We start from the raw sequence: 16,381 nt of genomic DNA on the forward strand, positions 1-16,381 counted from the left end.
AAAAGTACAAAAATACCGAAAATATATTTTAGTCAGAGGGTTCTAACATATATGTGAAAAAGGATTGACCTGTAATAGGAAAGAAAACCCTTTCTTAAGAAAGGGCTTTTGTCTCTACTTCTACCGGTTTACGAATTGGAATTAAAAGCATTACGCAACCGACTAACACAACAATTCCACCGACTAAAAACGGACTTTGTGGTGAAACTGTATGGCCGATGATTCCTGATAAAATTGGAGCAATTGCGCCACCTAACCAACGAACGAAGTTATAAACACCTGATGTAACAGATCTTTCATAAGGTGAAATATCCATTACATAACTTGTAAATAACGCGTTATTTAATCCTGATGCTAATCCTGATAGAACGATTAACACGATTTGTAACCACATGACTTTAACGAAGAATAGTGCAATTAAGAAAATCGCAAATACGAGTAAACTACCTTTTAACAATGTTTTTGGTTCATATTTACCTTCTAACTTATGCGCTAAAATTGCTGATCCGTAAGCTAATGCTAATCCCCATCCACAAAATACAAATCCCAATTGAATAGCAGATAAATGCATAATCAGTGGTGAATATGCTAACACGACGAAAAATCCGTAGTAGTATAACATTCCCGAAATAGCACCTTGCATAAACGGTTTATACTTCACCAGATTAAGTAATTCTCCTACGCCTGCCGCTTTACGCTTCACTTTTCGCTCCGGTTCTTTTACAAAAAAGAAAACTAAAATAAATGCTAAGAAAATTAAAATACTCGTCGCAAAAAATGGGTAACGCCAAGAATGTCCACCTAATATCCCGCCTAATAAAGGTCCACCTGCCATCCCTAAACCGATAGCTGCTTCATATAATCCTACTGCTTCATGAACTTCTTTACTTAATGCAATTAATAATGTCATCGCCGTTGCAAAGAACATCGCATTTCCTAATCCCCACCCAGCGCGGAAAAGAGATAATTGAGCAATCGTTTGCGATATACCGCATATAAACGCAAATACAGTCACAATCGCAAGACCAATCGTCATCATTCGTTTATCACCAAATCTTGATGCAAATATTCCAGCTGGTAACATCATAATTGCCATCGTTAAAATATATGCTGTAAATAGCATCTCTACTTGCCAATGCGATGCACCAATTTGTTCAGCAATACTTGGTAAGATTGGGTCGACTACCCCTATACCCGAAAAGGCAAGGAAGGTAGCCACCACTGTAATCAATCTCCCTAATTTTTGTTTGCTCTCCATTTTTGATCATTCTCCTTTTGTACTCTCTAAAAATGTCACTGCACGATGTAAGCTATCTTCGAGTTCAGCCTTTACACGCTGCATTTGCTCCATTTTCTCGTCTAGCGTTTGCACTTGTTTTTCAAGCATCTCTTTAATTTCTTGAATCACTTCGCGATCACGAGGATTCTCGCTATTTCTTCTTTGTTCCATTCTTTCTTTTAACGATAAGAAATGTTGCATTTCTTGAAGCGTAATTCCTAACACTTCTTTTGCTTCCACAATCCGTTTAATTCTGGCGATGTCCTCGTCTGTATACAGGCGAATGTTCCCTTCACTACGTTCTGGGGGATGAATTAAACCAATTTCCTCATAATAACGAAGTGTACGTTTTGTTAAACCAACTTGCTTTGTGACTTCATCAATTTTATACATGTTATTCCTCCCTTCACTTAATTATTACATTTTACGTTAACGTTAACTTTTGTGCAACTGTTAGACTTTTGTAAATGTTTATCCTATTCAATTGTATTTTTCCAAAAGCAGTTTCATAATGAAAGAAAAGAAACGATAAGGAGATTTCCGTATGAATAAACCACTTATTTTCGCCCACCGCGGGGTAAAAGGAACACATCCTGAAAATACGATGATTGCCTTCCAAGAAGCTGAGCGCATTGGCGCTCATGGGATTGAACTTGATGTTCATTTATCAAAAGATGGTGAACTTGTCGTAATCCATGATGAAACAGTGGATCGTACAACAAATGGCATCGGACTTGTTTCTGAAAAAACAGTAGCGGAATTACAAGCTTTAGATGCTGGTAGCCATAAAGACCCTTCTTTCCATGAAGCCAAAATTCCTACGTTACGCGAAGTGTTCATTTGGCTATCTACAACAAATTTACAGCTCAACATTGAATTAAAAACAGATGTGATTCACTATCCTAATATTGAAGAGAAAGTTGTTGCTCTTGTTCGAGAATACCATCTATCTAATCAAATTGTATTCTCATCATTTAACCATGACTCTGTTTCATTATTAGCAGAGATAGCCCCTGAAATCCCAAGGGCGATTTTATATGATACACCACTTGCTGACCCTATTGCTGAGGCAAAAAATAGAGAAGCAACTGGTTTACACCCAAACTTTCAATTACTAACAAAAGAATTTGTTCAATTTGCACAAAAACAAGGGTATGTTTTCCGCCCTTACACAATTAATGAAGATAAAGATTTACAAACTATGATTGATTACGGTGTAGACGTCATTATTACTGATTGGCCAGCACGTGCCTTTGAGCTCCTTTCTTAATTGAAGGAGCTTTTTGTTTTCGAAATTTCATTGTTTAAAATAACCGAAAACCCTCAATACTAATACAATAATGTTTGTATGAATGAGGGGCTGAAAAAAGATGGATCAAACTATGAATCCGAAACTTAAAAAATATAAACGTCTTTTCTTCACCGTAATGTTTTCTTCTGTTCTTTTTTTCGTTTTTTCCTTTTTTGTTATTATTATAGTTGCAAAAATTATGGGACCTCCTCCTGTTGCTGTCCCCCAGACGAGTGTCTTTTACGCTAATGATGACACTGTTATCGGACAAAGTAACGAAATGCAAAAACGCTACAATGTATCTCTCAATGAAATTTCTCCTTATGTAAAAAAGGCGACACTATCTATCGAAGATCAAAGATTCTACAAACATCATGGCTTTGATATGAAGCGTATTGCTGGTGCCATTGTTGCCGACTTAAAAGCGATGGCAAAAGTCCAAGGTGCTAGTACGATTACACAACAGTATGCTCGTAACCTATACTTGGATCATGATAAAACGTGGAAACGTAAACTATTAGAAGCAATGTACACAATCCGCCTTGAAGTGAACTATAATAAAAATCATATTTTAGAAGGATATTTAAATACAATTTATTACGGGCATGGTGCTTACGGAATCGAAGCTGCATCTCGTCTATATTTCGATAAAACAGCAAAAGAATTAACATTAGCGGAAGCTAGTATGCTCGCAGGTATCCCGAAAGGACCTAGTGTCTACTCTCCCTTTTTAAAAGAGGATCGCGCTAAAGGACGTCAATCTCTCATATTAGATGAAATGGTAGAACAAGGTTATATTACGAAGCAACAAGCAACTTCAGCAAAAAAAGAGCTACTAACTTTCGCCTCATTAGATACGAAAAAAGTCGCAGAGATTGCACCTTATTTCCAAGATGCTGTACAAGCTTCTCTTCTTCGTGATATCGGATTAGATGAGCAAGCCTTACAAAAGGGTGGCTTGCGTATTTATACAACGCTAGACCCTAAATTACAATCGGTTGCTGAACAAGCTGTAAAAGATTACATACCTGACACAACAAACATACAAACTGCTCTCGTCTCCATGAATCCAAAAACAGGTGAAGTAGCTGCCCTTGTCGGTGGAACTGATTATAATACAAGTCAATTTAACAGAGCTACACAAGCCGCTCGCCAGCCTGGCTCTACATTTAAGCCATTCCTATATTATGCGGCATTAGAACGAGGATTCACCCCTGCTACGCGCTTAAAAAGCGAATACACTGTGTTCACTTTAGGTGACGGTGTTTCAAAGTATAAACCGAAAAACTATAAAGACTATTATGCAGACGATTTTGTAACAATGGCGCAAGCTCTTGCGGTCTCTGATAACGTATATGCCGTGAAGACCAATTTATTTTTAGGCGAAGACATTCTTACAAAAACAGCGAAGCAATTCGGTATTACTACCGCATTAAAAGATGTTCCGTCTCTCGCTCTCGGTACATCTCCTGTAAAACCAATTGAAATGGTTAACGCTTATAGCATGTTCGCAAACGGCGGAAAAGAAGTAAAACCGATGTTTATTCGCCGCATTATGGATCATGAAGGAAATATGTTATACGATGCTCATTTGGAGAGTAAGCAAGTTCTTGATAAGAGCAAAACGTTTGTAATGGAAGAAATGATGACAGGTATGTTTAATAAAAAACTAAGCAGTTATGCCGCTGTGACCGGACAATCGATGTTATCCAAACTATCAAGAACGTATGCCGGAAAATCTGGTTCTACTGAAACAGATAGTTGGATGATTGGATTTACTCCGCAACTTGTAACAGGGGTTTGGATTGGATACGATCAACCTAAATCCATTTCAAATGTAGCAGAACAAGGATACGCGAAAAAAATATGGACGGATACAATGGAAAAGGGATTGGATGGACAGCCAAAAAAAGAGTTCAAACGACCAACAGATGTTGTTGCAGTCGATGTTAACCCTGAAAACGGTAAGATCGCTACAAAAAATTGTCCCATTTCTGTGAAAATGTATTTCGCAAAGGGCACAGAGCCAACAGAGTATTGTATGGATCACGTTGATGATAAAGAAGAGTTCGAAAAGGTTAGTGAAGAGAAGAAAAAGACGGGTTGGTGGAAAAAATATCTCCCGTGGTAAAAAAAATAGCTGACGGAAATCCGTCAGCTATTTTTATTCACCTAATAATGCATGACGCAATTCTTCACTAGACTCGTTCCAAATTGCTTCATTATGCTCTTTTAAGAATGTACCAAGTACTTTCTTAGATGATTCATCCATATGATCAATCATGATGTGGCGCTTTAATGATTTATCCATTTTGTTTACATGCTCTGGAAGTGATTTATATCCGCGGCGAATTTCACGGTCAACTGTCATTTCACAAGCAGTTACACCTGCGTAATAAGCACCATTTGGTGTTCTTTCAATGGTTACCCAAACAAGCCAAAATGGTTTTCCGTTTGGAACTTCATCTTTATTTGTTAAAAATTTAATACCTTTTTCTACTGTACTACGCGCATGCATCGCACCGATATCAACGAACGCAGTTTTCTCTAATACATCAACAAATACAGGAGAAATATTTTCTAAGCTTAATGCCCCAACACCAAAACCACCATGTCCATCTGTTGAATCATTTTTCACGATATTAAAACCGATTTTTTTCTTTTTCTCTGTCATATGTAAATTCCTCCTCGCTTAATGATTATAAAAGCCCGAAAATAGGCGCAATGATACTTTGTAAAAATACTAATACATATGGGATAACAACATTGAAAATAGGCTGAATTGTGTAATTGCTAAGCGGTGTAATAACAAGAATTAATAACGCAATTGCTCCATACTTTTCATACTGTGTCATTTTCGCACGAATATTTGCTGGTGCTAAATCTTCCACAACGCGATAACCATCAAGTGGTGGGATTGGTAATAAGTTAAATACAAGTAAAACAATATTAAGCATAATAAAAATCTGGAAGAACTGACCCAGCGTATCTGCTACTGCAGGTGGAATCGCATCTAACACACCAAACGTTATTAAGCTATACCAAATAATTAAACCAATTGCACTTAAGATAAGATTACTTATCGGTCCCGCAATAGAAACTAATATTCCCGCAAGACGCGGTTTTTTAAAGTTATACGGGTTAACAGGCACCGGCCTTGCCCAACCGAATCCAAGAATTAATACAGCAATCATCCCGATAGGATCTAAATGAGCCATCGGTGATAACGTTAACCGTCCTTGCTTTTTCGCTGTATCGTCCCCAAATTTATACGCAACATACGCATGTGCAAATTCATGCACAGATAGCGCGATAATAATCGCCATTGCTACCAATGGAATTTGTTGCAACGGGTATCTAAATAACTGATCCATACTCCAACTCCTCTTCAATATGTCAAAAAAAGAAATTATTTGTTTTTTCGATTGTTCTTCCCCATAATCCGCTATAATAAGAGTGTAACTTACATAAAAGGAGCGATTGTACATGCCATACGTAACAGTGAAAATGCTAGAAGGACGCACAGAAGAACAAAAGAAAGCTCTTGCTGAGAAAGTAACAGCAGCAGTAAGCGAAACAACTGGTGCTCCTGAAGAAAACATCGTTGTTTTCATCGAAGAAATGTCTAAAAACCATTATGCAGTTGGCGGAAAACGCTTAAGCGACAAATAATCTCAAATTTTTTCATAAGAAGCAGCTCTTAGCTGCTTCTTATTTCTTTCCCTCTAACAACTCGATAATTCTCTCTTTATATTTTCCTCTTCTTCCATCTTCATAGATTAAATCATGCGGATAGAATAGTTTTTGATCCGTTCGCTTCTTACCTGTAATCGCCTCAACAATATCCGATTCACGCGAAAGCTCTCTAAGTTCCCCATTCGGCATAAGAAGTAAGATTGGTAGACGTTCTTCTTCTTCTCCTGCACGATAAAAGTCATACGGTAAGTCTGATGTTGAATCAACAACTAAATAATACTCTGGATCGAGTCCAATCTTTTTAAATAAGCTACTTAATTCCATCCAATTATCTAAACCGTGCTTATCAGTAAACTCTACATATTTAAATAGATTTCTGTTCATAAAGCGGCGGCATAAATCACTTAAAATTTGATCTTCTTCGTCTTGCCACACTTGGAAGTAATAATACATTACGTTCTCGTCTAGCTTTAAATAATCCTCTACTGTTACTTCTTCTTCAAATAAAGAATAGAAATGAACAGGATGATTTTTAAACGCATAATACTTCTCATGCAGTGATTTTGCTCGGTGTAAAATCTTCGTTAAAATAACTTCTGCACTACGTGTTACCGGATGGAAATATACTTGCCAATACATTTGATAACGGCTCATAATATAATGCTCTACAGCATGCATACCACTATTTTTAATGACAACTTGATTACCGTATGGGCGCATGACACGCAGTATGCGCTCCATGTCAAAGTTCCCATACTTTACACCAGTAAAATATGCATCTCTTAATAAATAATCCATACGATCGGCATCAATTTGGCTTGAAATCATACTAATCGCTAATTTATTAGTAGATGTTTTCGCAATGACATCTGCTACCTTTTGCGGGAAATCCTTATCAACACGGCTTAACACACGATTAATTTCCGTATCACCAACGATAATCTTTTGCGTAAATTTCTCATGATCTAACGAAAATACTTTTTCAAACGAGTGAGAAAATGGACCGTGACCGACATCATGAAGTAATGCCGCACATAAACATAATAATCTATCTTCAGCATTCCAGTTCGGTCTGCCATCAAACACATCATCAATCATACGACGAATAATTTCATATACACCTAACGAATGAGTAAAGCGACTATGCTCTGCACCGTGAAATGTAAAAAATGTCGTTCCAAGCTGCTTAATACGGCGCAAGCGTTGAAATTCTTTCGTTCCGATTAAATCCCAAATAACGCGATCACGCACGTGCACATATTTATGTACTGGGTCTTTAAACACTTTTGTTTCGCTGAGTTTGTCGTTTAAATATACCACCTTCCGACATCCTCCTTCCTTTACTACATTCTTACTTTATATTATAAACGAAATAAGAAACAGAAAGAAATGAAAGACTATATTAATTCCTGTTATATAAAGAAAAATCACTTTTACCGACGTAAAAGTGATTTTTCTTTATATATTATTTTCCTAAAACAAACTCAGCAACTTCGTCTAAGATCATTTCTTTACCTAGTGGGAAGTATCCTTTGTTTAGGTCTTCATTGCTAATTGTGAATACGTGATTGTTTTTAACAGCGTTCATGTTTTTCCAAATTGATTCTTCTTGGAATTCTTTTAGACGCTGAGAACCGTCACCAGTTGTAAATACGAATAAGTAATCTGGATTGTAATCGATTAAAGCTTCTTTTTGTACTTGTACTAGCGGTTTATCAGTTGGTGTACCTTTAACTGCTGGTAACTTTAAGTCATTAAAGATTACGCTACCGTAACCGTAGTCACCATATACGCGGAAAGCATTTGGATATGCAGCCATTTTCATGAATGTTGCATCACCAGTTTTAGCAACGATTTTATCATGTAATTTGCTTGCTTTTTCATCGTACTTTTTGAACCATTCTTTTGTTTCTTTCTCTTTACCGAAGATTTGACCTACTTCTTCGAATTTTGGACGCCATTGGTCTAATGGAGTTTTTAACATAACTGTTGGTGCAATTTTAGATAATTGATCATAAATCTTTTCTTGACGATTGTTTACAATAATTAAATCTGGTTTTGCAGCAGCTACTGCTTCAATGTTAATTTTATCTCCCCAAGCAGAACCAACTGGTTTTACACCTTCTAATTTCTTCGCAATATGTCCATCAATTTTTTCTTGTGTTGTATTTGCAGTAATAATCGGTTTCATACCGAAAATTAATAATTCTTCTGTTGAACCACTAAGGTCAGCAATTTTCTTTGGATTTGCAGGAATTTTAATTTCCCCTTTTGCATGCTGTACAGTGCGCTCTTCAACCTTCGCATCTGCTTTCTTCTCTTCTTCTTTGTTAGAGCAAGCTGCAAATAGTACAGAAGTAACAACTAGTACCATTGCTAATAGTGCCATTTTAAAATTCTTCATGTTCCCACTCCTTCTGGCTGTATTTATCTTATAAGTTACAATGAACTATAAGAAACGAAAATAACAACTAATTAATATATATTTATTAACCGTTGTTAATGACCCATTCTAACGGGCGTTCAACTTCCCATTTGTAAGTAAGAAGCTCAACGTCCATTAGAAGTCCCCCTCTTTACGAGGGGGGTTCTACTTATGCTTTTTTACGCAATTGATTATTAATCATCGCTAAATCGTATGTTAAACAAATCGGTTTACAGTTTACTGGACATGGAACGATTTGCGCTTCAATCTCAAATACGTTACGAAGTGTTTCACTCGTCATAACTTCATCTGGCGTTCCTTGTTTCATTAACTTACCTGCTTTTAATGCAATCATATGATCAGAGAAACGAGAAGCATGATTTAAATCGTGAATAACCATAACAATCGTTCTGCCTTCTTCTTTGTTTAACTTCTTCAGTAAGTTTAATACCTCAAGTTGATGAGCCATATCTAAGTATGTTGTTGGTTCATCTAACACAAGTAAATCTGTTCCTTGTGCAAGAGCCATCGCAATCCATACACGTTGACGCTGCCCACCTGATAAAGCTTCTGCTGGACGATTTGCGAATTCTGTCATCCCCGTCACTTCAAGTGCCCAATGAATGTAGCGATAATCCTCTTCTTTCAATGTTCCAAATCCTTTTTGGTGAGGAAAACGTCCATATGAAACAAGTTCAAACACAGTAAGGCCTGTTGGCACTTCTGCAGTTTGTGGTAAAATCGCCATTTTCTTTGCGATTTCTTTCGTTGGCTGTTTCTCAATTGCTTTTCCATCAAGATAAACAGTACCTCGTTTTGCTTTCAAAATACGAGAAGCCGTTTTTAATAATGTGGATTTCCCACAACCATTTGGTCCAATAATCGTTGTAATTTGCCCTTCCGGAATTTCAACTGTTAATCCATCTATAATTAACCCTTCATTATAACCAACAGATACCGCATCAACTGCTAAAGTTGCCATACAAAAAGCCTCCCTTTATTTTGTCCTCATAAGTAAATATATGAAATATGGTGCGCCAATTACAGAAATAACAAGACCGACCGGTATTTCTGAAGTTGGTAACACACTTCTTGAAATTACATCTGCAAATAAAAGTAAGAACGTTCCTATTAACGCAGCCGTTGGTAACATAATTTGATGTTTACCACCAACGAGGCGTCTCGCTAAATGAGGAGCCATTAAACCGATAAAACCAATGCCGCCCGCAACAGCAACAGATGCACCAGCTAAACAAACTGCAATAAATAATAATTTACGTCTTTCCTTTTCTACGTTTACACCAAGGCCAACTGCTGTAGAGTCGCCTAAATTCATTACATTTAATATGTGTGCTTTACTAATGGCAAGTGGTAAGAAAATAACCATCCATGGGAGTACACTTAGTACAAACTTCCAATCTGTTCCCCATAAACTTCCTGCCAACCAAATCGTTGCAAAACGGAAATCGTTAGATGTCATCTTCATAGAAAAAATTAAACTAACAGCACCAAATCCGGCTGCAACAGCGATACCAACAAGAATTAATCGAGTTGATGAAACGCCGTCTTTCCATGCTAGTAAATAAATTATAACCGCTGCCAATATCGCACCAACTAGCGCGAAGAATGGAAGGATAAATACAGATAAAAATGTACCTGTTCCAACTTTTCCGAAGAAAAAGTAGACGAATACAACAACCGTTAATCCCGCTCCAGCGTTAATGCCGATAATACCTGGATCAGCCAGTGGGTTTCGTGATAACCCTTGCAAAATTGCTCCTGACATAGCTAATGCAGAACCAACTAATATAGCAATAACCATACGTGGCATACGAAATTCAAATAAAATAACAGATTGATCTTCTGCACCTAATCCAACCAATGACTTTAATACATCCATTGGAGGTATCTTAAATGTTCCTGTATTTAAGCTTACTAAAAATACAGCAACGATTAATCCTACTAAAATCGTTAAAATAGAAACGTTCTTTTTTGTTAAGACGCTCGTCCTCACATTTTTCCTCTCCCTTCGTTACGTGCTAAGTAGAGGAAGAATGGAACTCCAATTAGCGCTGTAATTGCTCCAATTGGTGTTTCAAATGGTGGATTAATAACGCGAGATAACATATCTGCACATTCAATTAACAATCCACCTAAGACCGCAGAACATGGAATAACCCATCTATAATCTGAGCCTACAAGGAAACGAGTCATATGTGGAATTACAAGACCAACAAATCCAACTGATCCTGCCATAGAAACCGCAGAACCCGTTAATACAAGAACAAGTACTGTTCCAATGAATTTAATTAATGTAGTATTTTGACCTAGCCCAATCGCAATTTCTTCACCAAAGCTTAAAATGGTAATATATCTCGACATCATAATTGCTATAATGAGACAAACAAGACCAATCGGTACTAACATATTAATACTTTGCCATTTCACTCCAGCAACGCCGCCTGCATTCCACATACTCACCTCTTGGGCAAGATTGAAATACAATGCAATTCCGGATGAAATTGCCCCTAATAAAGCACTAATTGCAGCTCCAGCTAAAGCTAATTTCACAGGCGTTAATCCACCTGGTGAAGAAGACCCAATACCATATACAATGCTCGCTCCAAACGCAGCTCCAATAAAAGATGCGATAACAAACATTAAATAAGGTGAATTAGGGAAGAATGCATACATAATTGCAATCCCGAATACCGCACCATCTGTAATCCCCATTAACGATGGTGATGCAAGTGGATTCCGTGTCATCCCTTGCATAATTGCTCCTGATACCGCTAAAAAGGCACCTGCAACTACGCCCCCTATTGCTCTAGGCATGCGAAGTTCTTGAATTACGTTATGATGCGTTATAGACCCGTCAAACTGAAATACAGCTTGCCAAACGGTCTTTAAACTAATATCTGCAGCACCAAACGAAATAGAAACTGCCATGCTTAAAGCTAACAAAATTGTGCCTGCTATTAAAATAATAGAGGCAACGAGCGGTCTGCTCTTAATCTCTTTAACATTCACATCTTGCTGTTCTATACTCCTTGCGCTCGCTTCCATCCCTCAACCATCCTAACCAACAACATATATTTAATAAAATGAAATTTATTCTCAAATAGTAATAAAAAAATTAGATGAATTGATATTTTCCTGATAATGATTCTCAGAATCAGACACTTTCTATTTTACCTACCGCTTCAAAAGGCTGTCAACCATTATTTTGAAATACGAATTCATACAAAACGCTATCTTATGGACATAAAAAAGAAGAGTAATCTGTTCACTCTTCTTTTTCTTACTTATTTAACTTTGCTTCAATTTTTACAATTAATTCGTCTTCTGTTGGAGCCGCAACTGGACGATTATTTACAAACGCGAATGATTTTTTACGACCAGGGCCACAGTAAGACTGACATGCAACCTCAATCGTTGCACATGAATCTACTTTTTTCAACTTCGGAATCAGCGTTTTAACGTTCGTCGCCTGACAATCATCGCACACACGAAATTCGTTTCCCATTATATATAACACTTCCTCTATTTTAAACTTTTCACAAGTACATTTAAAAATAAACACTAAATGGTATTTTACCGCTCTTTGAAGCTTGTTGCAAGTCTCCAGGCATAGCTCTATTCCTATATAAGGCTACCTATTTTTTATATTTTCTCCTTCAAAAGCTTCCACCATTCATAGCAAAAGTTTCTTCTCTTCATCGAAATCTACCATATTTTTAAAAGCTTTGTATAAAAGCTTTTTTTTTTGCCCATTATAAAAATAGGAAGTTCATAAAAAGAAAGGGAGTTGAATCTATGAAAGTAAGACAAGATGCTTGGACAGACGAGGACGATTTATTACTTGCTGAAACGGTGCTTCGCCATGTTCGAGAAGGAAGTACTCAATTAAATGCATTTGAAGAAGTAGGAGATCAGTTAAACCGCACATCTGCTGCTTGTGGTTTCCGCTGGAACGCTGTCGTTCGTTATAGTTATGAGCAGGCTCTTCAACTAGCAAAAAAACACCGTAAAGATAAAATGCGTGCTGCGAGCGGTGAACAAGCGAAAAAACGTTTACTTTATACACCAACAACCTCAGGAGCAATAACTGATTACGAGGAACTAGTGCCACACGAAACAGCTGTCCAATATAAAGAAGCTAGTCCATATCAAGAACCGACTGTTCCCGCTTCAAAAAGTTCAATAACAATGCAAGATGTTATTTACTTCTTACAAACAGTCGGATCTTCAAATATAAAAGTAACAGCTCTTGAAAACGAGAATACGAGATTGAAACAAGAAATTAAAGCGCAAATACTCCGAAATGAAGAACTAGAAAAGAAACTAGAAAAATTAGAACAACAATCTCATACTGTACAAGAGGATTACGAAACACTTATGAATATTATGAACCGTGCTCGTAAATTAGCAGTAATGGATGATGAGGAACGCTCACAAACATCTTTCCGCATGGATCGAAACGGTAACTTAGAAAAAATTGCAGAATAAAAAGGATGCATTGCATGCATCCTTTTTATTCTTTCACTTTATATCCGAGAAAACCCCTTTCTTCATTTTTTGCTATAATAGAGGTTGTCATTTTATAAATAAGGGGTTAGTTATATGAGCAGTTCCCGTTCAATTTTATCTCAGCCAGAGTGGCGTATTGTAGATCAGTCTAGTTTAGGACCAACATTCCATGCACTTCAGTCATTCGCAATGGATGACACATTATGCACAAGTATCGGAAATGGTAAATCAGCTGCAACAATGCGTTCTTGGGTTCATCACAATACAATTGTTCTTGGCATTCAAGATTCGCGCCTACCACATTTAGAAGAAGGTATTTCCTTTTTAAAAGAAAACAACTTCAATGTTATCGTTCGTAATTCCGGTGGACTTGCGGTCGTACTTGATGAAGGTGTTTTAAACGTATCACTTTTATTCCAAGAAACAGAAAAGGGTATCGATATTGATCTTGGATACGATACGATGTGGCATTTAATTAAGGAAATGTTAAAAGATTACGACGTTACTATCGAGGCAAAAGAGATTGTTGGTTCTTATTGTCCTGGTAGCTATGATTTGAGCATTCGTGATCAAAAATTTGCTGGTATTTCTCAGCGTCGTATTCGCGGAGGCGTTGCTGTACAAATTTACTTATGTGCGACAGGAAGCGGTTCTGAGCGTGCCGCACTCGTTCGTGATTTCTACAACGTAGCAATTCAAGGAGAAGAAACGCGATTTACGTACCCTGAAATTGTACCGAGTACGATGGCTTCACTCTCTGAATTACTTGGCGAAACGATTACAGTACAAGATTTAATGATGCGCCTTTTAAAAACATTACAACAATTCGCTCCAAAGCTAACACCATCTCAATTAACAATAGATGAAATACCTTTATATGAGACGAATTTACAACGTATTATTGATCGTAACAATAAAGCACTTGGCTTAGAACAATAAAGACCGTCGCTATTATAGCGACGGTCTTTATTTCAATTCGTTATAGAATTAAAGTGCTTGAGCTGCTGTAATTAAAGCTAACTTGTACACTTCTTCTTCGTTACATCCACGAGATAGGTCATTTACAGGCATGTTTAAACCTTGTAAGATTGGTCCTACTGCTTCGAAGTTACCTAAGCGTTGAGCGATTTTGTAGCCGATATTACCAGCTTCTAGGCTTGGGAATACGAATACGTTAGCATCACCTTTAATTGTAGAACCTGGAGCTTTCTTCTCAGCTACAGATGGTACGAATGCAGCATCGAATTGGAATTCTCCATCTAAAGTTAATTCAGGAGCCATTTCTTTCGCAATGCGAGTTGCTTCTACAACTTTTTCTGTTTCTGGAGATTTCGCAGAACCTTTTGTAGAGAAGCTTAACATAGCAACGCGTGGGTCAATGCCGAATAGTTCAGCAGTTTTCGCACTTTCGATACCAATCTCAGCTAAATCTTGGCTGTTTGGTGCAATGTTAATTGCGCAATCAGCGAATACATACTTCTCTTCTTCACGTACCATGATGAATACGCCTGAAGTTTTTGTAACGCCTGGTTTTGTTTTAATAATTTGAAGTGCTGGACGAACTGTATCAGCTGTAGAGTGAGCTGCACCACTTACTAAACCTTGTGCTTTGCCCATGTATACAAGCATTGTACCGAAGTAGTTTTCGTCTTTAAGGATTTTGCGAGCATCTTCTTCTGTTGCTTTACCTTTACGGCGTTCAACGAAAGATGCTACCATTGCATCCATTTCTTCGTATGTAGCTGGGTCATAAATATCAACGCCTGCTAATGTTAAGTTCATGCTAGCAGCTTTTGCGCTAATTTCTTCTTTATTACCAACTAAGATTGGTTTTACTAACTCTTCTTTTGCTAAACGCTCTGCAGCGCCTAAAATTCTTTCATCAGTTCCTTCAGGAAGTACGATAGTAATGCCTTTTCCTTGAACTTTTTCTTTTACTGTTGTAAATAAGTTGCTCACGAATAAACCCTCCTACATATGTTAAAAAACTCTATCTTTAAGAATACTGCTTTTCCTCTATATTTTAAACTTATAGCTCCCAAAAAATAGATAAAATGAAAATGATTATATTTTCATAAAATTCAGCATAGAAATAAAGCCCCTTTAAGCCTTATCTCCTCCTATTTTCAAGTAAATTTAAATGTGACAATTTTATGCGCCGAAACTTTATGTAGATGTTTTTAACCCTATATATGCTATAGTTAACGTGTAAAATATCATTAACTGAGGTGAATAGAATGAGTGAAGCAACAACAACGTTAGATGGCTGGTATTGTTTACATGATTTACGTTCTATTGATTGGGCAGCATGGAAAACATTATCTAGTGACGAACGCGGACAAGCAGTGTCTGAATTTTTAAATGTCGTTGAAAAATGGAACGAAGTAGCTGCTGCGAAAAAAGGCAGTCATGCAATGTATACAGTTGTTGGTCAAAAAGCAGATATTATGCTTATGATCTTACGTCCAACAATGGAAGAATTAAATGAAATCGAAACAGAATTAAATAAAACAACATTAGCTGAATATTTAGTTCCTGCATATTCTTACGTATCTGTTGTTGAACTAAGCAACTACCTTCCAGCTGATGAAGATCCATACCAAAACCCACAAATCTTAGCTCGCTTATATCCTGAGTTACCAAAAGCAAATCATATTTGCTTCTACCCAATGGACAAGCGTCGCCAAGGTGATGACAACTGGTACATGCTTCCTATGGAAGAACGTAAAAAAATGATGTACAGTCACAGTAAAATCGGTCGCCAATACGCAGGGAAAGTACGCCAAGTAATTTCAGGATCAGTCGGATTCGACGATTTCGAGTGGGGCGTAACATTATTCGCTGACGATGTTCTTCAATTTAAGAAGCTTATATATGAAATGCGCTTCGATGAAGTAAGTGCTCGTTACGGTGAATTCGGTACATTCTTCGTTGGGAACATTTTACCAGACGAAAAAGTAGAGAAATTTTTACACATATAATAGTAAAAAAGGAACGAATTTCGTTCCTTTTTTTATTATCCTCTATATTTCTTATCAAAAAACTTCTTTTCTCCGCAAATTTGAACAAAAATCGACAAATCCTTTTCAAATTTCTTGTAAGATTGTAACCTTTTCACATCCAAATTTATGCTAAAATGGTACGAGCTATATGCTAATAA

At 37.1% G+C, this 16,381-nt stretch carries 17 protein-coding genes; 6 read left to right on the plus strand and 11 right to left on the minus strand.

Going from position 1 to position 16,381, the window contains the following annotated elements; all coding sequences use genetic code 11:
* Positions 1-94: 94 nt before the first annotated feature.
* Positions 95-1,258 (minus strand): MFS transporter, encoded by a 1,164-nt coding sequence (locus tag BAU23_RS14930; RefSeq protein WP_071734740.1) that lies wholly within the window; start codon positions 1,256-1,258, stop codon positions 95-97.
* Between the two features lie 6 nt (positions 1,259-1,264).
* Positions 1,265-1,672, minus strand: a complete 408-nt coding sequence (locus BAU23_RS14935) for a MerR family transcriptional regulator (protein WP_000276567.1) — start codon at positions 1,670-1,672, stop codon at positions 1,265-1,267.
* 151 nt (positions 1,673-1,823) lie between these two features.
* Between BAU23_RS14935 and BAU23_RS14940 the strand changes: the two genes are divergently transcribed.
* Both BAU23_RS14940 and BAU23_RS14945 read left to right on the plus strand, forming a co-directional pair.
* Positions 1,824-2,549 (plus strand): glycerophosphodiester phosphodiesterase, encoded by a 726-nt coding sequence (locus BAU23_RS14940; protein WP_001039757.1) that lies wholly within the window; start codon positions 1,824-1,826, stop codon positions 2,547-2,549.
* Positions 2,550-2,649: 100 nt separating this feature from the next.
* Positions 2,650-4,701, plus strand: a complete 2,052-nt coding sequence (locus tag BAU23_RS14945) for a transglycosylase domain-containing protein (protein WP_071734741.1) — start codon at positions 2,650-2,652, stop codon at positions 4,699-4,701.
* A 33-nt stretch (positions 4,702-4,734) separates the two neighbouring features.
* Here the strand turns inward: BAU23_RS14945 and BAU23_RS14950 are convergent, their stop codons facing one another.
* Positions 4,735-5,244: a YwhD family protein gene (locus BAU23_RS14950; RefSeq protein WP_000136685.1), complete on the minus strand. Its 510-nt coding sequence runs from the start codon at positions 5,242-5,244 to the stop codon at positions 4,735-4,737.
* Positions 5,245-5,269: 25 nt separating this feature from the next.
* Positions 5,270-5,944, minus strand: coding sequence for a site-2 protease family protein (locus tag BAU23_RS14955; protein WP_000372467.1), 675 nt, complete (start codon positions 5,942-5,944; stop codon positions 5,270-5,272).
* A 112-nt stretch (positions 5,945-6,056) separates the two neighbouring features.
* Here BAU23_RS14955 and BAU23_RS14960 point away from each other — a divergent pair, with 112 nt between their 5' ends.
* On the plus strand, positions 6,057-6,242 hold the full coding sequence (locus BAU23_RS14960; RefSeq protein WP_001147171.1) for a 2-hydroxymuconate tautomerase: 186 nt from the start codon (positions 6,057-6,059) through the stop codon (positions 6,240-6,242).
* Positions 6,243-6,281: 39 nt separating this feature from the next.
* Here the strand turns inward: BAU23_RS14960 and BAU23_RS14965 are convergent, their stop codons facing one another.
* The 6 genes from BAU23_RS14965 to BAU23_RS14990 form a co-directional block, all read right to left on the minus strand.
* Positions 6,282-7,586 carry an HD domain-containing protein gene (locus BAU23_RS14965; protein WP_000262736.1) on the minus strand — a complete coding sequence of 435 codons (1,305 nt, stop codon included), beginning with the start codon at positions 7,584-7,586 and terminating at the stop codon, positions 6,282-6,284.
* Positions 7,587-7,731: 145 nt separating this feature from the next.
* Positions 7,732-8,670, minus strand: a complete 939-nt coding sequence (locus BAU23_RS14970) for an ABC transporter substrate-binding protein (protein ID WP_071734742.1) — start codon at positions 8,668-8,670, stop codon at positions 7,732-7,734.
* A gap of 190 nt (positions 8,671-8,860) precedes the next feature.
* Positions 8,861-9,673: an ABC transporter ATP-binding protein gene (locus tag BAU23_RS14975; RefSeq protein WP_000212073.1), complete on the minus strand. Its 813-nt coding sequence runs from the start codon at positions 9,671-9,673 to the stop codon at positions 8,861-8,863.
* Between the two features lie 15 nt (positions 9,674-9,688).
* Positions 9,689-10,705: a FecCD family ABC transporter permease gene (locus BAU23_RS14980; RefSeq protein WP_071734743.1), complete on the minus strand. Its 1,017-nt coding sequence runs from the start codon at positions 10,703-10,705 to the stop codon at positions 9,689-9,691.
* On the minus strand, positions 10,702-11,757 hold the full coding sequence (locus tag BAU23_RS14985) for a FecCD family ABC transporter permease (RefSeq protein WP_000388282.1): 1,056 nt from the start codon (positions 11,755-11,757) through the stop codon (positions 10,702-10,704). Before BAU23_RS14985 ends, BAU23_RS14980 begins: the two co-directional genes overlap by 4 nt.
* 235 nt (positions 11,758-11,992) lie before the next feature.
* Positions 11,993-12,217, minus strand: coding sequence for a YuzB family protein (locus BAU23_RS14990; protein ID WP_000526075.1), 225 nt, complete (start codon positions 12,215-12,217; stop codon positions 11,993-11,995).
* A 290-nt stretch (positions 12,218-12,507) separates the two neighbouring features.
* Between BAU23_RS14990 and BAU23_RS14995 the strand changes: the two genes are divergently transcribed.
* On the plus strand, positions 12,508-13,200 hold the full coding sequence (locus BAU23_RS14995; protein ID WP_000868370.1) for an RsfA family transcriptional regulator: 693 nt from the start codon (positions 12,508-12,510) through the stop codon (positions 13,198-13,200).
* A 114-nt stretch (positions 13,201-13,314) separates the two neighbouring features.
* Positions 13,315-14,160, plus strand: a complete 846-nt coding sequence (gene lipL / locus BAU23_RS15000; protein WP_071734744.1) for an octanoyl-[GcvH]:protein N-octanoyltransferase — start codon at positions 13,315-13,317, stop codon at positions 14,158-14,160.
* Positions 14,161-14,208: 48 nt separating this feature from the next.
* Here the strand turns inward: lipL and pta are convergent, their stop codons facing one another.
* Positions 14,209-15,180, minus strand: a complete 972-nt coding sequence (pta, locus tag BAU23_RS15005) for a phosphate acetyltransferase (RefSeq protein WP_071734745.1) — start codon at positions 15,178-15,180, stop codon at positions 14,209-14,211.
* A 278-nt stretch (positions 15,181-15,458) separates the two neighbouring features.
* Between pta and hemQ the strand changes: the two genes are divergently transcribed.
* On the plus strand, positions 15,459-16,202 hold the full coding sequence (hemQ, locus tag BAU23_RS15010; protein WP_001287589.1) for a hydrogen peroxide-dependent heme synthase: 744 nt from the start codon (positions 15,459-15,461) through the stop codon (positions 16,200-16,202).
* Positions 16,203-16,381: the final 179 nt, after the last annotated feature.

The organism is Bacillus nitratireducens (assembly GCF_001884135.1).
Classification (GTDB): domain Bacteria; phylum Bacillota; class Bacilli; order Bacillales; family Bacillaceae_G; genus Bacillus_A; species Bacillus_A nitratireducens.

Coding starts and splice junctions, on each gene's coding strand:
- BAU23_RS14930 (WP_071734740.1), bottom strand. CDS start 1,258: ATGGAGAGCAAACAAAAATTAGGGAGATTGATTACAGTGGTGGCTACC.
- BAU23_RS14935 (WP_000276567.1), bottom strand. CDS start 1,672: ATGTATAAAATTGATGAAGTCACAAAGCAAGTTGGTTTAACAAAACGT.
- BAU23_RS14940 (WP_001039757.1), top strand. CDS start 1,824: ATGAATAAACCACTTATTTTCGCCCACCGCGGGGTAAAAGGAACACAT.
- BAU23_RS14945 (WP_071734741.1), top strand. CDS start 2,650: ATGGATCAAACTATGAATCCGAAACTTAAAAAATATAAACGTCTTTTC.
- BAU23_RS14950 (WP_000136685.1), bottom strand. CDS start 5,244: ATGACAGAGAAAAAGAAAAAAATCGGTTTTAATATCGTGAAAAATGAT.
- BAU23_RS14955 (WP_000372467.1), bottom strand. CDS start 5,944: ATGGATCAGTTATTTAGATACCCGTTGCAACAAATTCCATTGGTAGCA.
- BAU23_RS14960 (WP_001147171.1), top strand. CDS start 6,057: ATGCCATACGTAACAGTGAAAATGCTAGAAGGACGCACAGAAGAACAA.
- BAU23_RS14970 (WP_071734742.1), bottom strand. CDS start 8,670: ATGAAGAATTTTAAAATGGCACTATTAGCAATGGTACTAGTTGTTACT.
- BAU23_RS14975 (WP_000212073.1), bottom strand. CDS start 9,673: ATGGCAACTTTAGCAGTTGATGCGGTATCTGTTGGTTATAATGAAGGG.
- BAU23_RS14985 (WP_000388282.1), bottom strand. CDS start 11,757: ATGGAAGCGAGCGCAAGGAGTATAGAACAGCAAGATGTGAATGTTAAA.
- BAU23_RS14990 (WP_000526075.1), bottom strand. CDS start 12,217: ATGGGAAACGAATTTCGTGTGTGCGATGATTGTCAGGCGACGAACGTT.
- BAU23_RS14995 (WP_000868370.1), top strand. CDS start 12,508: ATGAAAGTAAGACAAGATGCTTGGACAGACGAGGACGATTTATTACTT.
- lipL (WP_071734744.1), top strand. CDS start 13,315: ATGAGCAGTTCCCGTTCAATTTTATCTCAGCCAGAGTGGCGTATTGTA.
- hemQ (WP_001287589.1), top strand. CDS start 15,459: ATGAGTGAAGCAACAACAACGTTAGATGGCTGGTATTGTTTACATGAT.